Consider the following 18306-nt stretch of genomic DNA (forward strand, 5'->3'; position numbering starts at 1 on the left):
GGTACCCGCCGCGGCGGTGTCGCTTGACCTTGTCGCGGCGTCAACGTCTGTACTGGGCGCATGAGGATCGGAGAGATCGCCGGGCTCGTCGGCGTGAGCACGCGGGCCGTGCGCCACTACCACCGGATCGGGCTGCTGCCCGAGCCGCCGCGGCGGGCCAACGGGTACCGCGCGTACACGCTGCGGGACGCCGTGCTGCTGGCGCGGGTGCGGCGGCTGGCGGAGCTGGGGCTGTCCCTGGACGAGGTGCGCGACGTGCTCGCCGACGACTCGGGGCGGGAGCTGGCCGAGGTACTGGAGGAGCTCGACGCGGACCTGGCTCGGCAGGAGGCGGAGGTGCGGGAGCGTCGGGGGCGGCTGGCCGTCCTGCTGGCGCAGGCCCGCGAGGGGCGGCTGCCCGCCGAGGGGCCGGTGTCGCCCGAGCTGGCCGCGCTCTTCGCCGACATGGCCCGGACCAGCGCGGGGCTGCCGGGGCCGGAGCCGCGGATGGCCCGCGTGGACCGGGAGCTGTTCACGCTGATGGACACCATGGCCACCGGTGAGGAGGGGGCGCGGTTGATGGCAGCCATGCGGGAGGCGGTGGCGGAGCCGGAGGCGATGCGGCGGGCGTACGAGCTGTACGCGCGGCTGGACGAGCTGGCCGGTGCGGGGGCCGGGGACCCGCGGGTGCCCGCGGTCGCGCGGCTCCTCACCGAGCTGCTGCCGGACGAGGTGGCGGCGGCGGTCGGCGACCTGGGTCCGGAGGCGGGGGCGGGGGTCTTCGAGGGGGCGCTGTTCGCGGAGTTCTCGCCGGCCCAGGTCGAGGTGGTCCGCCGGGCGATGCGCCTCGCGGTGGAGCGGGCGACCGGGGGCGAGCGGTGCGGGGGCGAGCGGTGAGACGGCTGGTGCGGGGCCTGGGCTGGGCGGTGCTCCCCGGTGAGCTGGTGCTCGTCTGCTGTCTGGCGGCCGGGGTGCGAGTACCGGCGGTCGTGCTGCACGCCGTGGAGGTGCTCGCGGTCGTGGCGCTGCTGCTGGGCGCGGTGTTGTACCGGCGGGCCCGGCGCCGGGGGCTGGCCGCGCGTGCGGCGCTGTACGAGGTCGTCCCGGAGCCGGCCGTCCGGCTGATCGGGCACGAGCTGGGGCTGCTGGCCTCCCTCGTGCGGTGGGTGCGGCGCGGGCGCCACGGGGTGCGGGCGGGGGTCGAGGGGTTCGGGCACGCGCGGGACCAGGCACCGCTGATGTACGGGTTCGCGTTCGTCTGCGTCGTCGAGACGGTCGGCATGTCCTGGCTGCTGCGGGACGTACCCGTGGTGCACGAGGTGTTCTTGGTGCTGGACGTGTACACGGTGCTCTTCGTACTGGGTCTCCACGCGGCGGCGGTCACCCGGCCGCACCTGCTGGACGGTCGGGTGCTGCGGCTGCGGCAGGGGTGCCACGTGGACCTCGCGGTGCCGCTCGACACGGTGGCCTCGGTCCGGTACGAGCCGGTGTTCACGCACCCGCGTGCCGACGGGGAGCTGGACCTCGTCGTCGGGGGGCAGACGTCGCTCACGCTGGAGCTGTCCTCGCCCGTGACGGCCGTCGGCCTGCTGGGCCGGCGGCGGGAGGTACGGGTGGTGCGGTGCCACGCCGACGAGCCGCGCGCCCTGCTGGCGGCGCTCACGCGGGCACGAACAGCGCCTTCTCCCGCCCCGGGTACGCCCGCGTGAGGCGGACCTCGATCCGCTCCCCCAGCGGCAGCGGCGCGTCCGGGCTCTCCAGGCGGGCCACGACCGCCGGCGCGCCCAGGTGGACGGTGCCCGTCCTCGGGTCGCCGTCGCGGACGTCGACGACCGTCCCGGTGAACACCTCGCCCACCCGGTCCATGAGGAGGGCGGCCTCGACCACGTCCACGGACTCCCGCTCGACCCGGTTGGCGAGGCGGGCGCCCTCCGCCATCCGGTCCGGGAGCGCCGGCAGCGCGGCCCGCACCCACTCGGGCGGCTCCCGGCCCGCGACCGCCGCGACGCACAGCTCCCCGGCGTACCGGTCGACGAGGCGGCGCAGCGGGGCGGTGCAGTGGGTGTACTCGTCGGCGACGGCGGCGTGCACCGCCGGCGACGGCACCCGCCCGTCGGTGAAGACGGTGTACGCGGCGCCGCGCAGCAGGGTGGTGCAGTCCTGGAGGAACGCGGCGTTCCGGGGCTCGGCCGGGTCCAGGCCGCGGACGAGCGCGGCGTACGACACGTGGTGCGGCCAGGGGACGCCGAGGGCCTCGGCGGAGCGGCGCAGCCGGGCCACCGCCCCGTCGGTGGAGGGCGCGGGCAGGGTGCGCAGGACGCCGGTGCCCGCCGCGGTCATCAGGTCGGCGGCGGCCATACCGGTGAGGAGGGAGATCTGGGCGTTCCAGGCGTCGGCGGGGCGCGGGGGGCGGTACTCCAGGAGGTATCCGCCGTCGCTCTCGCTGACCTCCTGTTCGGGGACGGGCAGGGAGACGCCGCCGCGTGCCACCTCCTGCTCCTCCCGGAGGCGGCCGACCTCGCGCAGCAGCGCGAGGGGCTCCTCGGCGGTGCCGGTGTCGATCAGCCGCTGGACCGTCGCGTAGTCGAGGCGGGCGCGGCTGCGGACGAGGGCGCGGCGCACGTCGGTGGCGACGTTCCGGCCGTGCGCGTCCAGGTCGATGCGCCACAGCAGCGCGGGCACCGTCCGGTCGGGCAGGAGGCTGGCGGCGCCTTCGGAGAGGACGGGCGGGTGCAGGGGGACGCGGCCGTCGGGGAAGTACAGGGTCTGCACGCGGCGGTGCGCCTCCGCGTCGACGGCCCCGCCCGGGGTGACGAACGCGGCGACGTCGGCGATGGCGTAGTGGACGCGGTAGCCGCCGCCGGGCCGGCGCTCCAGGTGCATGGCCTGGTCCAGGTCGGTGGAGCCCGGCGGGTCGACGGTGAACAGCGGCAGGCCGGTGGCGTCGGCGCGGCCGTCCGGCGGGCGTCCCGGCGGGTGCGGGGAGCGGGCGGCGGCCTCCGCCTCGGCGAGGACGTCCGGCGGGAAACCGCTCGGGACGCCGAGGGCGGTGCGCAGCGCGCCGAGGGCCGCCCGCAGGGGCGCGGCCTCGGCGGTGCCGGTCACGTGCACCTGGCGGCGGGGCATACGCCGAGCGTAGGGCGCCCGGCCGGGTGCGGCACTTTGTACGCTGGGCGGCCGGGGCCGCACCCCCGGTCCACCCGTACGTGAGGAGAACCACCGTGCTCGTGCTGTTGCCGCCGTCGGAGGGCAAGGCCGCCTCGGGGCGCGGCGCGCCGCTGCGGCCGGAGTCGCTGTCGCTGCCGGGGCTGGCCGGAGCGCGGGCGGCCGTGCTCGCGGAGCTGGTCGAGCTGTGCGCGGCGGACGAGGAGAAGGCGCGTGAGGTGCTGGGGCTGAGCGAGGGGCTGCGGGGCGAGGTCGTCAAGAACGCCGGGCTGCTCCAGGCCGGTGCCCGTCCGGCGGGCGAGGTCTACACGGGCGTCCTGTACGACGCGCTGGGCCTCGCGACGCTGGACGCGGCCGCGCGGAAGCGGGCCCGGTCGTCGCTGCTCGTCTTCTCGGGCCTGTGGGGCGCGGTACGGGTCGACGACCGGATCCCGTCGTACCGCTGCTCCATGGGTGTGCGCCTGCCGGGACTCGGCGCGCTGGGTGCGTACTGGCGCGGCCCGATGGCGGCGGTCATGCCGGCGGCGGCCGGGGACGGGCTGGTGCTGGACCTGCGGTCGGCGGCGTACGCGGCGGCGTGGCGGCCGAAGGGCGAGGTCGCGGGGCGCACGGCGACGGTGCGGGTGCTGCACGCGCCGACCCGGAAGGTGGTCAGCCACTTCAACAAGGCGACCAAGGGCCGGATCGTGCGGAGCCTGCTGGAGGCGGGCGCCGCGCCGGCGGGGCCGGCCGAGCTGCTGGAGGCGCTGCGCGACCTCGGGTACGTCGTGGAGTGCGCCGCGCCGGAGAGGGCCGGGAAGGCGTGGTCGCTGGACGTGCTGGTGGACGAGGTGCACTGAGCCGCGCCCCCGGCGGCTGCGCTGCTGCCGGCCGCCTGCGCCGCCTGTGCCGCTGTGCTGGCCGTGCCGCCCGTGGTGCTGTGCCGGTCGTGCCGCTCGTGGTGCTGTGCTGGCCGTGCCGCTCGTGGTGCTGTGCCGGTCGTGCCGCTCGTGGTGCTGTGCCGGTCGTGGCGCCCGTGGTGCTGTGCCGGTCGTGCCGCCCGTGGTGCTGTGCCGGTCGTGGCGCCCGTGATGCTGTGCCGGTCGTGCCGCTCGTGCCGCCTGTTGCACGGCGTGCAACGTTCGTTGCGGGGTGGGGCGGGCGCGGGCAGGATGCCGGGCGTGATGACGCCGGAACTGCTGCCCGCGCTGGGCGGGCCCGTGCTGCCCGTGGTGGTCGTCGAGGACGCCGCCGGGGCGGTCCCCCTGGCACGCGCCCTGGTGGCGGGTGGTCTGCCGGCGGTCGAGGTGACCCTGCGGACGCCCGCGGCGCTCGACGCGATCCGGGCGATCACCGCCGAGGTGCCGGGGGCACTGGTCGGCGCGGGCACGGTGGTGTCGCCACGCGCCGTCGAGGAGGCGGTCGCCGCGGGCGCGCGGTTCCTCGTGAGCCCCGGCTGGACGGGCGGGCTGCTCGCCGCGATGGAGGCGTCGGGGGTGCCGTACCTGCCGGGGGTCTCGACCGTCTCGGAGGTCGTGGCCCTGCTGGAGCGCGGCGTGCGCGACATGAAGTTCTTCCCTGCCGAGGCGGCGGGCGGCAGCGCGTACCTGGCCGCGCTGGCCGGACCGCTGCCGACGGCGCGGTTCTGCCCGACGGGAGGGATCACGGCGGGGTCGGCGCGCGGCTACCTGGCGCTGCCGAACGTTCCCTGCGTGGGCGGTACCTGGGTGGCACCACCCGCCGCGCTCGCGGCCGGGGACTGGGCGCGGGTCGAGTCCCTGGCACGCGGGGCGGCGGCCCTCGCGGCGGGGCCGGGCGCGGCGCCCGGCGGCGCGACCCGGTAGGGCGGGGGCGGTGAGACGCCGCGCCCGGGGGCGCGGGCGGGTCGCTGCTCCCGGGGCGTGGCCCGATGGCGCGGGGCGAACGCCGGATGCGGTTCTCCGGGTGGGTCAGCGCAGGTGGGACGTGTCGTTGAGCAGTCGGACCGAGGCGTTGCCGTCGCGGTAGTAGGCGACGGCCGAGACGGACGCGGCGGACAGCTCCATCCGGAACAGCGCCTCGGGCGGGGCGCCCAGGGCGAGGCGGACGAGGGTCTTGATCGGCGTCACGTGCGTGACGAGCAGGAGCGTGCGCCCCGCGTGGCGCTCCGTCAGCCGGTCGCGGGTGGCGGCGACCCGGCGCGCGACCGCCGCGAACGACTCGCCACCGCCCGTGGGCGCGGCCTTCGGCGAGGCCAGCCAGGCGTCGAGGTCGTCCGGGTACCGCTCGCGCACCTCGGCGAACGTCAGGCCCTCCCACGCCCCGAAGTCCGTCTCGCGCAAGCCGTCGTCGACGCGCACGTCGAGCCCGAGGCTCTCCGCGACGGTCGCGGCGGTCTGGCGGCAGCGCAGCAGCGGCGACGAGACGATCTCCTGGACGGTGCCGCGCGCGGCGAGCGCCGCGGCGACGGCCCGCGCCTGGTGCAGCCCGGCCGGGGACAGTTCCGGGTCGGTGCCGCCGCTGCCGGAGAACCGCTTCTGCGGGGTGAGCGCCGTCTCGCCGTGCCGCAGCAGGACGAAGGTGGCGGGCGCCCCGAGGTCGGCGGGCGCGGCCCAGCCGACGGGCGGCGTCGCGGGCGACGCCCCGGCGGCGGGCACGGGCTCGGCCGTGGCGGGCGCGGGCTCCGCCCCGGCGGGGGCCGCCGGGGCGGCCGAGACCGCGGAGCCCGCCGGAGCCACGGGACCGGCCGGGGCCGTGGCGCCCCCCGGGGCCGTAGGGGCGGACGAGGCCGCGGGGCCGGACAAGGCCCCCGTACCGGAGGGGCCGGTGCCCGGGCCGGTCACGGGGCCGCCCACCGGTGGTGCCGTGGCGTGCGCGAGCGCCGCGCGGGCCTTCGCCGCGCCCGCCGTCGCGTCGCCGACCACGCGTGCCGCGCCGGCGTCCAGCGCGGCGCGCGACGCGGACGGCTGCCACTGCCGTCCCGCGCGGCCCGCGTCCATGGCCTCGTTGGCGAGCCGGTCGGCGTGCTTGTTGCGCTCGCGCGGGATCCACTCGTACGTGACCTGCCCGGGCGGGTAGATCCGCGCGGCCTCCGCGGCGAGCGGCTTCATGTCCGGGTGCTTGATCCTCCAGCGGCCGGACATCTGCTCGACGACCAGCTTGGAGTCCATCCGCACCCGGACCGACGCGTCCGGCGCGAGCTCGCGCGCGGCGCGCAACCCGGCCAGCAGGCCCTTGTACTCGGCGACGTTGTTCGTGGCCACGCCGATGAACTCCGCCGCCTCGGCGAGCGCCTCCCCCGACACCGGGTCGAGGACGACCGCGCCGTACCCGGCCGGGCCGGGGTTGCCCCGGGAGCCGCCGTCGGCCTCGACGATCAGCTCGGACAGCCGCTCCCCACCGCTCATTACAGCCCGGACTCCGAGGTGCGGATCAGGATGCGTCGGCAGTTCTCGCACCGCAGGACCGAGTCGGCCGCGGCGGCGCGGACCTCGTTCACCTCGGTGATGTTCAGCTCGATGTGGCAGCCCTCGCAGCGGCGCTGGTACAGGCGGGCCGCGCCGACACCGCCCTGCTGCCCGCGGATCTTCTCGTACAGCTTCATCAGGTCCGCCGGCACCGAGCCGGCGACCAGCTCGCGCTCCTTGGTGACGGAGGCGGTCTCGGCGTCCAGCTCCTGCTGGGCGCGGTCACGGCGGCCGGTGGCGTCGTCGACCTTGGTCTGGACGGCGGCGGCGCGCGCGGTCAGCTCCTCGACACGCGCCTGCGCGGACTCGCGGCGCTCCATGACCTCCAGGACCACGTCCTCCAGGTCGCCCTGGCGCTTGGCGAGGGAGACGATCTCCCGCTGGAGGCTCTCCAGGTCCTTCGGGGAGGAGACGGCGCCCGAGTCGAGGCGCTGCTGGTCGCGGGCGGAGCGCTGGCGGACCTGGTCCACGTCCTGCTCGGCCTTCGTCTGCTCGCGCGCGCAGTCGCCCTCCTCCGTCTGCGCGGCGACGAGCAGGTCGCGCAGCTGGGTGAGGTCCTTGGTCAGCGCCTCGATCTCGGCGTGCTCGGGCAGGGTCCTGCGCTTGTGGGCGAGCTGCGACAGGCGCGTGTCGAGGGCCTGGACGTCGAGGAGGCGGATCTGGTCGGCGGGCGCGGCGTTCAGTTGGGGGCTCCTGGGGAGGTGTGATGAGCGACGGGGGACGTGTGGTGGGCGGCCCACGGGTCGGTGACCGTCTTGGAGACGTGCACCCGCAGGTTCCAGCCGCGGCGGTCGGAGATCTCGTCGAGCTGGGCGGCGGCCAGTTCGCACCAGGGCCACTCGGTGGCCCAGTGGGCCGCGTCGACGAGGCCGAGCGGGGTGTGCTGGGTGGCCTCCGACGCCGGGTGGTGGCGCAGGTCGGCGGTGAGGAAGGCGTCGACGCCCGCCGCGCGCACGGCGTCGAACAGGCTGTCGCCGGAGCCGCCGCTGACGGCGACCCGGCGCACGGGCGCGTCGAGGTCGCCCGCGACGCGGATGCCCTGCGCGGTGGCGGGCAGCCGCCTGGCGGCGCGGGCCGCGAACGCGCGCAGGGTCTCCGGGGGGTCGAGCTCGCAGATCCGGCCGAGGCCGTTCTCCGGTACGAGGGGGCCGACGACCCGCAGGTCGAGGGCGCCGGCGAGGGCGTCGGAGACGCCGGGGTCGGCGGTGTCGGCGTTGGTGTGCGCCACGTGCAGGGCGACGTCGTGCTTGATGAGGGTGTGCACGACGCGGCCCTTGAAGTGGGAGGCCGCGACGGTCGTGGTGCCGCGCAGGTAGAGCGGGTGGTGGGTGACCAGGAGCTGCGCGCCGAGGGCGATGGCCTCGTCGGCGACCTCCTGGACGGGGTCCACGGCGAAGAGGACGCGGTCGACCTCGGCGTCCGGGTCGCCGCAGACGGTGCCGACGGCGTCCCACTGTTCGGCCCGCTCGGGGGGCCAGAGGGCGTCGAGCTCGGCGAGGACTTCGGTGAGACGTGGCACGAGGCAAGGCTACCCGCAAGGCCAGGAGGGACGGATCCCCTCCCCACACGGGCCCCGCGGGCACCGCCCCGGCCACCCCGGCCGGCCCAGCGCGACCGGCGGAGGCACCGCCCCGGCCGCCCCCGCCGGCCCGCGCGACGCCCCGGGCACGGTCCTGGCCGCCCCCACCGGCCCGCCGCGGCCCCGGGGTACGGCTACGGCCGTTCGGGTGAGGGTCCGGTGCCGTTCGCACGGGGCGCCCCGTGCTCCCCGGGGCCCGGGTGGCGCCCCTGGACCGGACTTGCCCGTTCCGCTCGGTACCGCCGCGCCGCCCACCAGCGGCGACGGTGAGCACATCGGCGCCCTCCCGCTCAGGCGAACCCCTCGACTGCCACCCTTATGTGTGAAGCGGGCGGGTTCGCACGGTTCGGCAGGGAGTACGAAAACTAGCTTCGGGGCCGGAGGTGACGAGCCATGACTGCCTGTGCCATCGAAACCGCCGCGCAGGACGGCGCCGCGGCCGGCGGGACCCGGTTCGCGGTCGCGGCGGACGGCTCCTACGCGGCCCGGCTCGCCGGCCGGGGCGAGGCGCTGTTCCCCGAGCGCTGGACCCTCGACGGACCGGAGCCGTACGCCGTCCCCCTGCCCCTCGGCCAACCCGAGGACCCCGACGCCCAACTTCTGCCGCTCGTGGACGGCCGGGTGCTCATCGCGCGCCGCGTCGCCGGACGGCACACCTTCTCACTCCTCTACCCCACGGGCCCGGCGACGGGCGAGCTCCCGCTCGGCGAGGTCGAGGCGGAGTCGGTGCGGCTGCTGCCGCCCGCCCCCGACGGGACGGGCGCGTACGCCCTGGCGGTCGGCGCGCGCTCGACGGCCGTCTGGCGGGTGGCGGGCGGCTCGGGCGGCCCCGAGCACGTCGCGGAGGTCCGGGGGCGCTGCTCGGGCGGGGTGTGGCTGGACCGGCAGGGCCGGCTGCTGGCGCTGGACCGGGAGGCGGACGGCGGGCCGGTCAAGACCGTCGCCGTCGACCTGGCGCGCCGCGGCGAGGTCACCCCGCTGCTCCAGATCGCGCAGGACAGCCGCGACCGGCTGCTCCTCGCCGACCTGGACAGCGGACTGCTGCTGATCGGTTCGGACGCCCCGTCACCGGGCCGTGAGCGGCTGGGGTGGGGGGTGCTGGGCAGTGCGCGGCCGGTGCGCTTCCCCGAGTGCCTGCGGTCGGCGGACGGCGCACTGACCCCGTTCGCGGTGCAGCCGGGGCAGGTGCTCACGCCGGAGACCTGCGCGGTGGCGTTCCGGGTCGACGCGGCGGCGGGCAGCTGGGTGGGGGTGTGGCGGCCGGCGGCACGTCGGCTGCTGCACCTGCCGGCGCCCGACGGCTGGCTGGCCGGGGCGGGGCTGTGGACGCGGGACGGGGTGCTGCTGCTGCCGTACGCGCACGCGTCGGCGCCGTGCGGCCTGGCCCGCGTCGAGGGCGCGGCGGAGGCGCTCGTACCGGTTGCCGACACGCCCCCCGCACAAGCGGAACCCGCAGGTGGGGAACCGTCCGGCCGCTCCGGGACTCCTGTGGTGTGCAGGCCGGTGCCGCTGCAGCAGGCACCTCTCTCCGGGCGCGCGGAGCCCGGTTAGACTCACGGGCCGCATGTCAACAGCGATCATTACGGGGTGACTTCACCACATGTCTGAAGCCAGCACCGACACGACCCACGCGCTGCGACCGCACGGGGACGCCGGCGGCTCCGGAAAGCACCGCGGGGGCCCCGCGCCGTCGGAGGACACGACGGCGCAGCCGCACGGCCGCCACCGCAGGGAGTCCGGCCGCGGAGCCACCGCGGCCTAGGTTCGTGTCTTGGTGGCCGGCGGAATGTCGTCGGCCGCACATGTGGGGCCGTCCCGGGTGTCCGGGGCGGCCCTCGTCACGTCGTGGCCGGTCCGTCCGGCTCCCCCACCGTGCCGGACAGGACGGGCGCGTCGCCGCGCTCGGCGACGGTCACGGCGACCCGGATCCCGGCCCCGGTGCCGGTGCCGGTGCCGGTGCGGTCCGGGCGGTCGGTGGCGGCGCGGTCCGGGCGGTCGGTGGCGTCCCAGATCCGGACGCGCAGGGTCTCCCCGGGGTACACGACGCCGGTGAAGCGGGCGTGGTAGGCGCGGACGCGGGTGACGTCCCCGCCGAGCACCGTGTCGACGACCGCCTTCAGCGTCATGCCGTAGGTGCACAACCCGTGCAGGACGGGCCGGTCGAAGCCGGCGCGCCGGGCGAACTCCGGGTCGGCGTGCAGCGGGTTGCGGTCGCCGGAGAGCCGGTACAGGAGCGCCTGGTCCTCCCGTACGGGCCGCTCCACGGTCCGGTCGGGCGCGCGGTCCGGTGCCGCGGTCGGGCGGGCGGGGCCGCGTTCACCGCCGAACCCGCCCTCGCCGCGGACGTACACCTCCGCCTCGCTCGTCCACAGCGGCCCGTCGCCGTCGGCGGTCTCGGACCGCAGGACGACCAGGGCGGCCCGGCCCTTGTCATACACGGCGGTCACCCGGGACGTGGTGACGGCGCGGCCGCTCACCGGGACGGGCCGGTGCAGGTCGAGGCGCTGCCCGCCGTGGAGGACGGCGGCGAGGTCGACGTCGACACCCGGCGCGGAGAGCGCGGAGATGACGCCCGACCGCGCCCCGGCGACGGTGGCGAAGGCGGGCAGCGCGTGCAGCCGGGATTCGAGGGTGTAGCGCAGTTCGGCGGGGTCGGTGGCGGGGACGCCGGCGCCGATGCCGAGGTGGTAGAGCTGGACGTCCGTGGCGTCCCAGGTGACGGCGGCCGAGCGGGGCGCGGCGGTGAGGGCCCGCCGGACGTCGATGGGCATGCGGGGCGCTCCGTTCCCGGTGACACGACTGTGCGGCGGCTCTGCGGTGGGACGGTCGCCCGGCGGTCCGGCGGTGGCGGGATCGCCCGGCGGCACGGCGGTACGGCGGTGGCGCCGCCGCCGGGTACGGCGGTCGCCCGGTACGGCGGTCGCGGGGCCGGCGGTCGCGGGGTGCGGCGGCCCGACGATCCGGCGGCCGGATGGCGGTCTCCTGTATAGCGTCCGGCGCCCCCCGTGGGAAGGAGGCCGCGCGGCCCCGGGCCGGAGGGCCCCGCGCGGGGTGCGCGCGGGGCCTCCCGGCGGTGGGTCAGTCCTCCAGGGCGAGGTAGAGGCGGGTGCCCCGGGGGCGGAAGCCCAGGCGCTCGTACACGCGCCGGGAGCCCTCGCCCCCGTACTCCAGCCACACCGAGGCGGCGCCCCGCTCGAACAGCGCCCCGGTGACGCCGGCGGTGACCGCGCCGGCGTGGCCGCGGCCGCGGAACGCGGGGCGGGTGCCCACGCCGGCCGCCTCGGCGGTGCCCTCGGCCGGGGCCGAGCAGGTGGCGGCGGCCGCGCAACCGCCGTCGGGCGCGCGGACGAAGCGGACGGCGCCGCCCCGCTCCTGGATGCGGCGCAGCCGGGCCGCGCCCTCCGGAGAGGCGGGGAAGGCGTGGTCGTACGCCTCGCAGAGCGCCGCGTCGACCGCCGCGTACTCCTCGTCCGTGGCCGGAGTCTCCACCGGGACGGCGGAGACGGGCGGGGCGAAGGTGTCCGGTGTGCAGACGAGGTAGGTGTGCGACGCCTCGGTGGTGAACCCCGCGGCGCGCAGGGCCGGTTCCACCTCGGGGGCGGCGTCGGGCGCGAACTCCAGGCGGGGCTTGAGCCCCCGCTCGCAAAACGCCCCGATCAGCGCGGCGACGTCCTCGGCGGTCGGCCGCGAGCCGGGCAGGGGCGTGGCGTAGTTGAGGTACGGGCTGGTGCTGGTGGGATCGACGCCGATGACGAAGCCCCCGGTCTCGACGACCACGGGCCGGCGGCGGAGGTTGGCTACGGCGAAGCTCTGGACGTGGTTGTCCACGGTGGTGTGACCTCACGTTGGGTGTCTCGGGAAGCACGCCGCCCGGGGTCCGTGCGCCGTCACCGGACGGCACGCGGGCGGGGGCGGGCGCGCGGGAGCGAGCGGTGCGCGCCGCCGGGGCGCGGGCACCGCGGACGTGGGGCCGCCGTGTCGAACGGTCAGCGCCGACGGCGGCCGCTGGTGGACGCCGCAATCATGGGCTTCAATCCCTCGGGGTGGGAGTCGGGTCGGCCCCCGTGCGGGGCCGCGGCACCGAGCCTCGCACGGCCGGCGGGCGGTCCGCAACGCCGTTTTCGACCGGGCCGGCCGAGCCGTCGCGAGGTCAGCCCGACGGCCCCGGCCGGGACCGTCACCGGGTCCGCTTCGCGCCCCTGGCCCGGGTCGGCGGCTGCGCCTGGACCGGGACGGGGGCCGGGCCGGGGGCCTGGACGGCGGCCGGGGTGCGGCTCTGCGTGGGGAGGGGAACCGCGGGGCGCGGGAGCCACAGGAGCATCAGGGCGGCGGCCACGAGGAGGATCCCGGCTCCGGTGCGGAAGGCGAGGGCGTAGCCGGCGGTGAGGGCCTCCGGGGTGGCTGACCCGGCGGCGCCGGCGGCGGCGACCGTGGACAGGACGGCGAGGCCGACCGCGCCGCCCATCGTGCGGGAGGTGTTCACCAGGCCCGAGACGAGCCCGGCGTCGCCGGGGGCGGCACCGGAGGTGGCCATCGCGGCCAGCGGGGTGAGGACGAGCCCCACGCCGACCATCATCGTCACGCCCGGCCCCATGATGGTCGTCAGGTACGGCCCGTCGACGTCCAGCAGCGACTGCCAGGCGAAGCCCGCCGCCGTGGTCAGCGCGCCGCCCACGGCGAGCCGGCGCGCGCCGAACAGCGGCATGAGACGGGGCGCCACCTTCGAGCCGAGGACCACACCGAGGGAACTGGGCATGAGCGCGAGGCCCGCGTGGAGGGGGTCGTAGCCGAGGACGTTCTGGGCGTAGACCGTCATGAAGAACCAGGACGAGAACGTCGCGGAGCCGACCACGAACAGCGCGGCGTTCGCCGCCGACACCGCCCTCACCCGGAACACCCCCAGCGGGACGAGCGGTTCCGCCGTCCGGTCCTCCACCACCAGGAACGCGCCGAGCAGCGCCAGGCCGCCGAGCAGCGGCAGCAGCGTCCGCGGCGTGGTCCAGCCGGCCTGCTCGGTCTGCACGACGCCGTACGCGAAGGCCGCGAGCCCGCCGGTGGCGAGGAGCGCGCCCGGCAGGTCCAGGCGGCGCCCCGCGCCTGTACGGGCCTCCCGGATCCACACGGCGCCCGCGACGAGGACGAGGGCGCCGACGGGCACGTTGATCAGCAGGACCCAGCGCCAGTCGAGCAGGTCGGTGAGGAGCCCGCCGACGAGACCGCCGGCCGCGCCGCCGCCCGCGCCGACCGCCGCCCAGGTGCCGATGGCCCGCGTCCGCGCCGGGCCCTCCGGCACGGCGCTCGTCACGATGGTCAGCGTCGCCGGCGACAGCACCGCCGCGCCCAGCCCCTGGGCCGCCCGCGCGGCGAGCAGCTGCCAGCCCTCCTGCGCGAGGCCGCCCGCCACCGACGCGATCGTGAACACGCCCAGGCCCAACAGGAACATACGCTTCCGCCCGAACAGGTCGGAGGCCCGCCCACCGAGCAGCATGAAGCCGGAGAAGGCGATGGCGTAGGCGTTCACCACCCACTGCAGGGCGGGCGCCGACAGGCCGAGGTCCGCGCGCATCGAGGGCAGGGCGACGTTGACGACGGACACGTCGAGGACGACGAGGAACGTCCCGGCGCAGGCGGCGAGGATCACCGCCCAGGGGCGGGCGGGGAGCGGGGCGGGATCGGCGGCGGTGGAGGTGGCGTCGGTGTCCGTGCGGGGCTGGGCCATGGGTGTCATGGTCGCAGCTGGGCAGCGCCCCGTACATCCCGACTTCGGGGTACGGGCCCGGGGACCCGGCACGTGATCCGCCGCCTGTCCGCCTCCGGTCCCGTCCGGGCCCGGCACCGGAGGCGGTTCAGGAGGTCGTCAGGTTGATCATCCTGTGGTCGGACAGTCCGCCGTCGACGACACGGCAGGCGTACGAGGCACCCTGGGGGCCGAACAGATAGTCGATCTTGCTGCCGCCGGCCGTGGCCTCACCGGCGCGCGGTGAGGTCGGAGTCGGCTGCCCGCACTCCTGCCGCCCGGTGTAGAGGCTGCTGAGGTGGACGACGTCCCGCGTGGTGGTGTTGAGGTCGCCGCCGTGGTAGACGGCGTAACCGCCGGCGGTGAACGCGTCGACGTTCTCACGCATCGTCGCTGCCTGCAGGGGACGGAAGGGGTGCTCGGGATCGATGTCGTCACCCTGCGGGTCGCCGTTGGAGTCGATGTGGCGACCGGTGCTGAAGTGGGCGTTGCAGTAAGCGGAACCCTCGGCCGGAACGACGGCGCAGAGCATGGGGCGCTGCTCCGTGCCGGTCGGTGACGGCAGGACGGTGCCCTGGTACCAGGTGTTGCCTTCGGGCACGGCGAGGGCGATGCCGAAGGCCCCCCGGTCGGCGGAGTCGGTGCCGTCCGAGCAGTTCTTCTGCGCCTGGACGACCGTGCCGTCGGTCGCGGTGGCCACCTGGTAGTACGTCGGCATGAACCGGACGTGCAGGGGGCCGGCCCAGCCCTCGAGCTTCAGCTCCAGGGGTTCGGCGGACTTCTCGCAGATCTCCTGGAAGAAGACGGCGTCAGGCCGCCTGCTGCCCATGGCGGCGTGGAGAGCGGCCGAGACCCGGTCCGCGACGATCGCGGGCCGGGCGTACCTGAGAGCGCATTCGAGGCTGGGGTTGCTGTTGGCGCAGATGTTCCACGAGACGACGTCGCGCGCCTTGGGGGCTCGGGTGGTGGGCGCGGGCATGTTCGCGCTGTGGGCGCCCTGCGGGCCGACCTTCTCCAGGGTGAAGCGTTCCCAGGAACCGAGTTCGTCGGGGTGGGAGACGGACGTACGCGCGCGCAGCAGCCCGTGGTCGGGGTAGCTGCCGAGTTCCGCCGCCACGTACCGGTCGTTGTGGGCCAACAGGCCGAAGGTGCCTCCGGCCAGGGGCTTCAGCCTGAAGCGCTCCCAGGAACCGGTGGTCGTCCCGCGGGCGCGCAGCGCGGATCCGCCGGCAGCGCTCTCCGTCGTGACGTAGCCGCCCGTGGCCTCGGAGCGGAAGCTGACCGTGGTCCCGTACTTCTTCACGTCCTCGACGTAGTCGGTGTGCAGGGTGAACAGCTCCCACCCCCTGGCCGTGGTGGCCCGCGGATTGGCCCTGAGCTTCGTGTCACCGTCCGGCCCGGCGGACACGGTCACGTAGTGACCGTTGACCTTCAGCGCCCACCTCTGCCCGGCGGACGACGCCGGCACCGCCGTGTCGGCGGCCGACGACGCCGGCACCGCCGTGTCGGCGGCCGACGACGCGGCAGGCGCCACGACGGCGCCGGCGGCGGCGAGCAGCGCCGCCATGGCGAGCCGTATTCGCTTCAGCATGCTTGCTCCTCCGTCGATGTCCTCACCCGCGGGCGCATGGGGCGCGGGTGAGCAGTCAAGCATGATCCGGACAGCGCGCCGTTCCCCTGCCGCGCGCCCCCGCCGTGGCCCGGGGCGGCGTCGGGGCGCCGCCGGGCGTGGGGCACGATGGGCCCCGTCCGTACGCACCACCTGAAAGGCCCCGCCCATGAGCGTCGCTCCCACCCCGCGGCCCACGCCGCGCACGCTCGCCGCGTTCGAGGCCGCGAAGGGGTTCATGCCCGTCCGCGAGGGCCTCGCCCTGTACGCGGCGGCCGTCGAGGCCGGCCGGCTGGGGCTGCCGCTGCTGGAGGTCGGCACCTACTGCGGGCGCTCGACCCTGCTGCTGGCCGAGGCGGCCCGCGGGGCCGGGACCGTCGCCGTCACCGTCGACCACCACCGGGGCAGCGAGGAGCAGCAGCCCGGGTGGGAGTACCACGACCCGACCGTCGTGGACCCCGAGGTCGGGCTGATGGACACGCTGCCGACCTTCCGGCGGACGCTGCACGCGGCGGGCCTGGAGGAGCACGTGGTGGCCGTCGTGGGACGGTCGCCGCAGGTCGCCCGGGTGTGGGCCGGGGAGGTCGGGCTGGTATTCGTCGACGGCGGCCACACCGACGAGCACGCGACCGCCGACTACGAGGGGTGGGCGCCGAAGGTCGCCGAGGGCGGGCTGCTCGTCATCCACGACGTGTTCCCCGACCCGGCGGACGGCGGCCAGGCCCCGTACCGGATCTACCTGCGGGCGCTGGAGTCCGGCCGCTTCACCGAGGTGTCGGTGACGGACTCGCTGCGGGTACTGCGCCGAACGGCCGCAGGGGACCGGGCCGGAACTGCCGCCACCGCTTAGGCTCGCCCGCGTGTACGACGATGACACGCGCAAGCGCCGCCGCCTGACCAAGGCCGTCCTCCTGGCCGCCGTCCCCCTCGCCGCGGCCGCCGCGCTCGCCGGGCCGCTCACCGGGATGTTCTCCGGCGGCCCGGCGGACGGCGGGCCGGGTGGCGGCCGGGGCCGGGGCGCCTCGCCCGCCCCCGCCGCGCCGGGGACGCCCGCCGCGACCGGACCGGGGCCGTCCACGTCGGCCCGGTCCGGCGCGGCGCCGCTCGCCGGCAAGGTCGTGGTGATCGACCCAGGTCACAATCCGGGGAATTTTCAGCACACCGCAGAGATCAATGAAACGGTGGATGTCGGGACCCACCGCAAGGAATGCGACACCACCGGCACCTCCACCAACGCCGGTTACACCGAGGCCGCATTCACCCTCGATGTCTCACGTCGTCTGCGCGTCGTCCTCCAAGGGAAGGGCGCCACCGTCGAATTCACCCACGACGCCGACCGGCCCTTCGGGCCGTGCGTCGACGAGCGCGCCCGGATCGGCAACGCGGCGGGCGGCGGCGAGGGGGCCGACGCCGTCGTCTCCGTGCACGCCGACGGTTCGGCGGCCGGCAACCGCGGCCACCACGTGATCCTCCCCGCCCTGGTCAAGGCGGGTGCGGCCGACACGGCGCCGATCGTCGGCCCGTCGCGTACGCTCGGCGAGCGCATCCAGGCCGCGTTCGCCCGGGCGACCGGATCCGCCCCGGCCAACTACCTCGGCGGGGGCACGGGATTGGACGTCCGCGACGACCTCGGCGGACTGAATCTGTCAACCGTGCCCAAGGTGTTCGTCGAATGCGGCAACATGCGTGACCCGGACGACGCCGCATTGCTCGCCGATGCGACGTGGCGGCAGAAAGCCGCCCAGGGAATCGCGGACGGCATCAGCACCTACCTGCTCGGGTAGGTCGGGCGGACGATACATTCGTCCGTACGATGGGGCCGCCCCCGCGTGCTTCGCGCCACCCCTGACGACGACACGAACCGACGAAGGACTTCTCACGTGAACATCCGCTCCCTCACTCGAGGCGATGGCGTGGTGATCGGAGCAGCGGTGGTGCTGTTCATCGCCTCGTTCCTCAACCTGGCCAGCATCGACTGTCCTACCGGAGTCGACTGCGGGCGCTACGAGACCAACGCCTGGGACACGCTCGGCCTGCTGATGAGCATGTTCCTCGCCGGCGTCATCGCCGCGGCCCTGATCGTCGTCGCGCGGGCCCTGCCGGGCCGCAAGGTGGCCGGTCTGGACCTCGGGCAGTTCGGTGTCGCCCTGGCCGTCTTCGCGCTGTGGACGGCGTTCTGGACCATCATCGACATGAGCTCCGCGGGCGCCGGGATGATCCTGGGCCTGCTGGCGACGATCGTGCTCGCCGCCGGCGCCGTGGCCTCGCCGCTCGTCGGCGTGCTCAAGGCGCCGCTGATGGGCGCCCCGCGGCCGCAGGCCCCGCAGCCGTACGGCGCCCAGCCGGGCGTGACGGGCGGCGCCGGCTACGGCTACCCGGGCGCCGGCCAGCCGTACGGCGCGCCGCAGGGCGGCACCGGTGGCTACGGCTACCCGGGCGCTGCCCCGCAGCCGGGCCAGCCCGGCCAGCCGGACGCCCCGCACCAGCCGGACCAGCAGTCCGCCGCGCCCGCCGCCGCGCAGCAGGCCGCGCCGGCCGGGGACTTCGCCCCGTTCTGGTTCGCCGTGCCCGTCGCGCGTCCGCTGTACGCCGAGGACGGCTCCCCGACGCCGATCGCCGAACTGGCGCCGGGCACCTGGTACCTGGCGGTCGAGCAGCGCGGCGCCGCCCTGGTGGCGCAGACGCAGGACGGCCGCCGTGGCGTCCTGCAGGACACCACGGGCATCCAGCGCGGCTGACCCCCGCCCCGTACGACGCCAGGGCCCGTCCCCGCACCGAGGTGCCGGGGACGGGCCCTCGTCACGTCCGGGGC

Annotated in this window: 16 protein-coding genes; 8 read left to right on the plus strand and 8 right to left on the minus strand. The window is 76.5% G+C overall.

Going from position 1 to position 18306, the window contains the following annotated elements; all coding sequences use genetic code 11:
* The first annotated feature begins 60 nt into the window (after positions 1-60).
* Both NRO40_RS07930 and NRO40_RS07935 read left to right on the plus strand, forming a co-directional pair.
* On the plus strand, positions 61-876 hold the full coding sequence (locus NRO40_RS07930; RefSeq protein WP_058943509.1) for a MerR family transcriptional regulator: 816 nt from the start codon (positions 61-63) through the stop codon (positions 874-876).
* Positions 873-1688 (plus strand): hypothetical protein, encoded by an 816-nt coding sequence (locus tag NRO40_RS07935; RefSeq protein WP_232791163.1) that lies wholly within the window; start codon positions 873-875, stop codon positions 1686-1688. The genes NRO40_RS07930 and NRO40_RS07935 overlap by 4 nt, the downstream gene beginning before the upstream one ends.
* Here NRO40_RS07935 and NRO40_RS07940 read toward each other — a convergent pair.
* Positions 1639-3105 carry an RNB domain-containing ribonuclease gene (locus NRO40_RS07940; protein WP_058943507.1) on the minus strand — a complete coding sequence of 489 codons (1467 nt, stop codon included), beginning with the start codon at positions 3103-3105 and terminating at the stop codon, positions 1639-1641. The genes NRO40_RS07935 and NRO40_RS07940 overlap by 50 nt on opposite strands.
* A 95-nt stretch (positions 3106-3200) precedes the next feature.
* Here NRO40_RS07940 and yaaA point away from each other — a divergent pair, with 95 nt between their 5' ends.
* Positions 3201-3983: a peroxide stress protein YaaA gene (yaaA, locus tag NRO40_RS07945; RefSeq protein WP_058943506.1), complete on the plus strand. Its 783-nt coding sequence runs from the start codon at positions 3201-3203 to the stop codon at positions 3981-3983.
* A 324-nt stretch (positions 3984-4307) separates the two neighbouring features.
* Positions 4308-4967 carry a bifunctional 4-hydroxy-2-oxoglutarate aldolase/2-dehydro-3-deoxy-phosphogluconate aldolase gene (eda, locus tag NRO40_RS07950; protein ID WP_058943505.1) on the plus strand — a complete coding sequence of 220 codons (660 nt, stop codon included), beginning with the start codon at positions 4308-4310 and terminating at the stop codon, positions 4965-4967.
* A gap of 105 nt (positions 4968-5072) precedes the next feature.
* Here eda and NRO40_RS07955 read toward each other — a convergent pair whose 3' ends face one another.
* From NRO40_RS07955 to NRO40_RS07965, 3 genes are read right to left on the minus strand one after another with little or no spacing between them, the layout of a single operon-like run.
* Positions 5073-6491 carry a bifunctional RNase H/acid phosphatase gene (locus tag NRO40_RS07955; RefSeq protein WP_107115155.1) on the minus strand — a complete coding sequence of 473 codons (1419 nt, stop codon included), beginning with the start codon at positions 6489-6491 and terminating at the stop codon, positions 5073-5075.
* Between the two features lie 17 nt (positions 6492-6508).
* Complete coding sequence (locus NRO40_RS07960; RefSeq protein ID WP_058943531.1) at positions 6509-7252, minus strand: zinc ribbon domain-containing protein; 744 nt, start codon at positions 7250-7252, stop codon at positions 6509-6511.
* A complete protein-coding gene (locus tag NRO40_RS07965; RefSeq protein ID WP_058943503.1) occupies positions 7249-8088 on the minus strand; it encodes a Nif3-like dinuclear metal center hexameric protein in 840 nt (279 codons plus the stop codon). Before NRO40_RS07965 ends, NRO40_RS07960 begins: the two co-directional genes overlap by 4 nt.
* Before the next feature lie 453 nt (positions 8089-8541).
* Here NRO40_RS07965 and NRO40_RS07970 point away from each other — a divergent pair, with 453 nt between their 5' ends.
* Positions 8542-9699 (plus strand): hypothetical protein, encoded by a 1158-nt coding sequence (locus tag NRO40_RS07970; protein ID WP_058943502.1) that lies wholly within the window; start codon positions 8542-8544, stop codon positions 9697-9699.
* Between the two features lie 287 nt (positions 9700-9986).
* Here NRO40_RS07970 and NRO40_RS07975 read toward each other — a convergent pair whose 3' ends face one another.
* From NRO40_RS07975 to NRO40_RS07990, 4 genes are all read right to left on the minus strand, one after another.
* The gene (locus tag NRO40_RS07975) at positions 9987-10919 is read right to left on the minus strand and encodes a MaoC/PaaZ C-terminal domain-containing protein (protein WP_058943501.1); all 933 of its coding nucleotides are present in this window, start codon (positions 10917-10919) and stop codon (positions 9987-9989) included.
* Between the two features lie 307 nt (positions 10920-11226).
* Positions 11227-11976 carry a GNAT family N-acetyltransferase gene (locus NRO40_RS07980; protein ID WP_058943500.1) on the minus strand — a complete coding sequence of 250 codons (750 nt, stop codon included), beginning with the start codon at positions 11974-11976 and terminating at the stop codon, positions 11227-11229.
* A gap of 349 nt (positions 11977-12325) precedes the next feature.
* Positions 12326-13876 carry an MFS transporter gene (locus NRO40_RS07985; protein ID WP_079047262.1) on the minus strand — a complete coding sequence of 517 codons (1551 nt, stop codon included), beginning with the start codon at positions 13874-13876 and terminating at the stop codon, positions 12326-12328.
* A 118-nt stretch (positions 13877-13994) separates the two neighbouring features.
* Positions 13995-15476 (minus strand): fascin domain-containing protein, encoded by a 1482-nt coding sequence (locus NRO40_RS07990; RefSeq protein WP_157901901.1) that lies wholly within the window; start codon positions 15474-15476, stop codon positions 13995-13997.
* 187 nt (positions 15477-15663) lie between these two features.
* Here NRO40_RS07990 and NRO40_RS07995 point away from each other — a divergent pair, with 187 nt between their 5' ends.
* From NRO40_RS07995 to NRO40_RS08005, 3 genes are all read left to right on the plus strand, one after another.
* Positions 15664-16344: a class I SAM-dependent methyltransferase gene (locus NRO40_RS07995; protein ID WP_058943498.1), complete on the plus strand. Its 681-nt coding sequence runs from the start codon at positions 15664-15666 to the stop codon at positions 16342-16344.
* A gap of 10 nt (positions 16345-16354) precedes the next feature.
* A complete protein-coding gene (locus tag NRO40_RS08000) occupies positions 16355-17278 on the plus strand; it encodes an N-acetylmuramoyl-L-alanine amidase family protein (RefSeq protein WP_058943497.1) in 924 nt (307 codons plus the stop codon).
* A gap of 96 nt (positions 17279-17374) precedes the next feature.
* Positions 17375-18232, plus strand: coding sequence for a DUF5336 domain-containing protein (locus tag NRO40_RS08005; protein ID WP_079047261.1), 858 nt, complete (start codon positions 17375-17377; stop codon positions 18230-18232).
* Positions 18233-18306 lie beyond the last annotated feature (74 nt).

The organism is Streptomyces changanensis (assembly GCF_024600715.1).
GTDB lineage: Bacteria > Actinomycetota > Actinomycetes > Streptomycetales > Streptomycetaceae > Streptomyces > Streptomyces changanensis.

Excerpts from the sequence above, each read along its gene's own strand:
- NRO40_RS07930 (WP_058943509.1), top strand. The coding sequence starts at position 61 with ATGAGGATCGGAGAGATCGCCGGGCTCGTCGGCGTGAGCACGCGGGCC.
- NRO40_RS07940 (WP_058943507.1), bottom strand. The coding sequence starts at position 3,105 with ATGCCCCGCCGCCAGGTGCACGTGACCGGCACCGCCGAGGCCGCGCCC.
- eda (WP_058943505.1), top strand. The coding sequence starts at position 4,308 with ATGACGCCGGAACTGCTGCCCGCGCTGGGCGGGCCCGTGCTGCCCGTG.
- NRO40_RS07970 (WP_058943502.1), top strand. The coding sequence starts at position 8,542 with ATGACTGCCTGTGCCATCGAAACCGCCGCGCAGGACGGCGCCGCGGCC.
- NRO40_RS07975 (WP_058943501.1), bottom strand. The coding sequence starts at position 10,919 with ATGCCCATCGACGTCCGGCGGGCCCTCACCGCCGCGCCCCGCTCGGCC.
- NRO40_RS07985 (WP_079047262.1), bottom strand. The coding sequence starts at position 13,876 with ATGACACCCATGGCCCAGCCCCGCACGGACACCGACGCCACCTCCACC.
- NRO40_RS07990 (WP_157901901.1), bottom strand. The coding sequence starts at position 15,476 with ATGCTGAAGCGAATACGGCTCGCCATGGCGGCGCTGCTCGCCGCCGCC.
- NRO40_RS07995 (WP_058943498.1), top strand. The coding sequence starts at position 15,664 with ATGAGCGTCGCTCCCACCCCGCGGCCCACGCCGCGCACGCTCGCCGCG.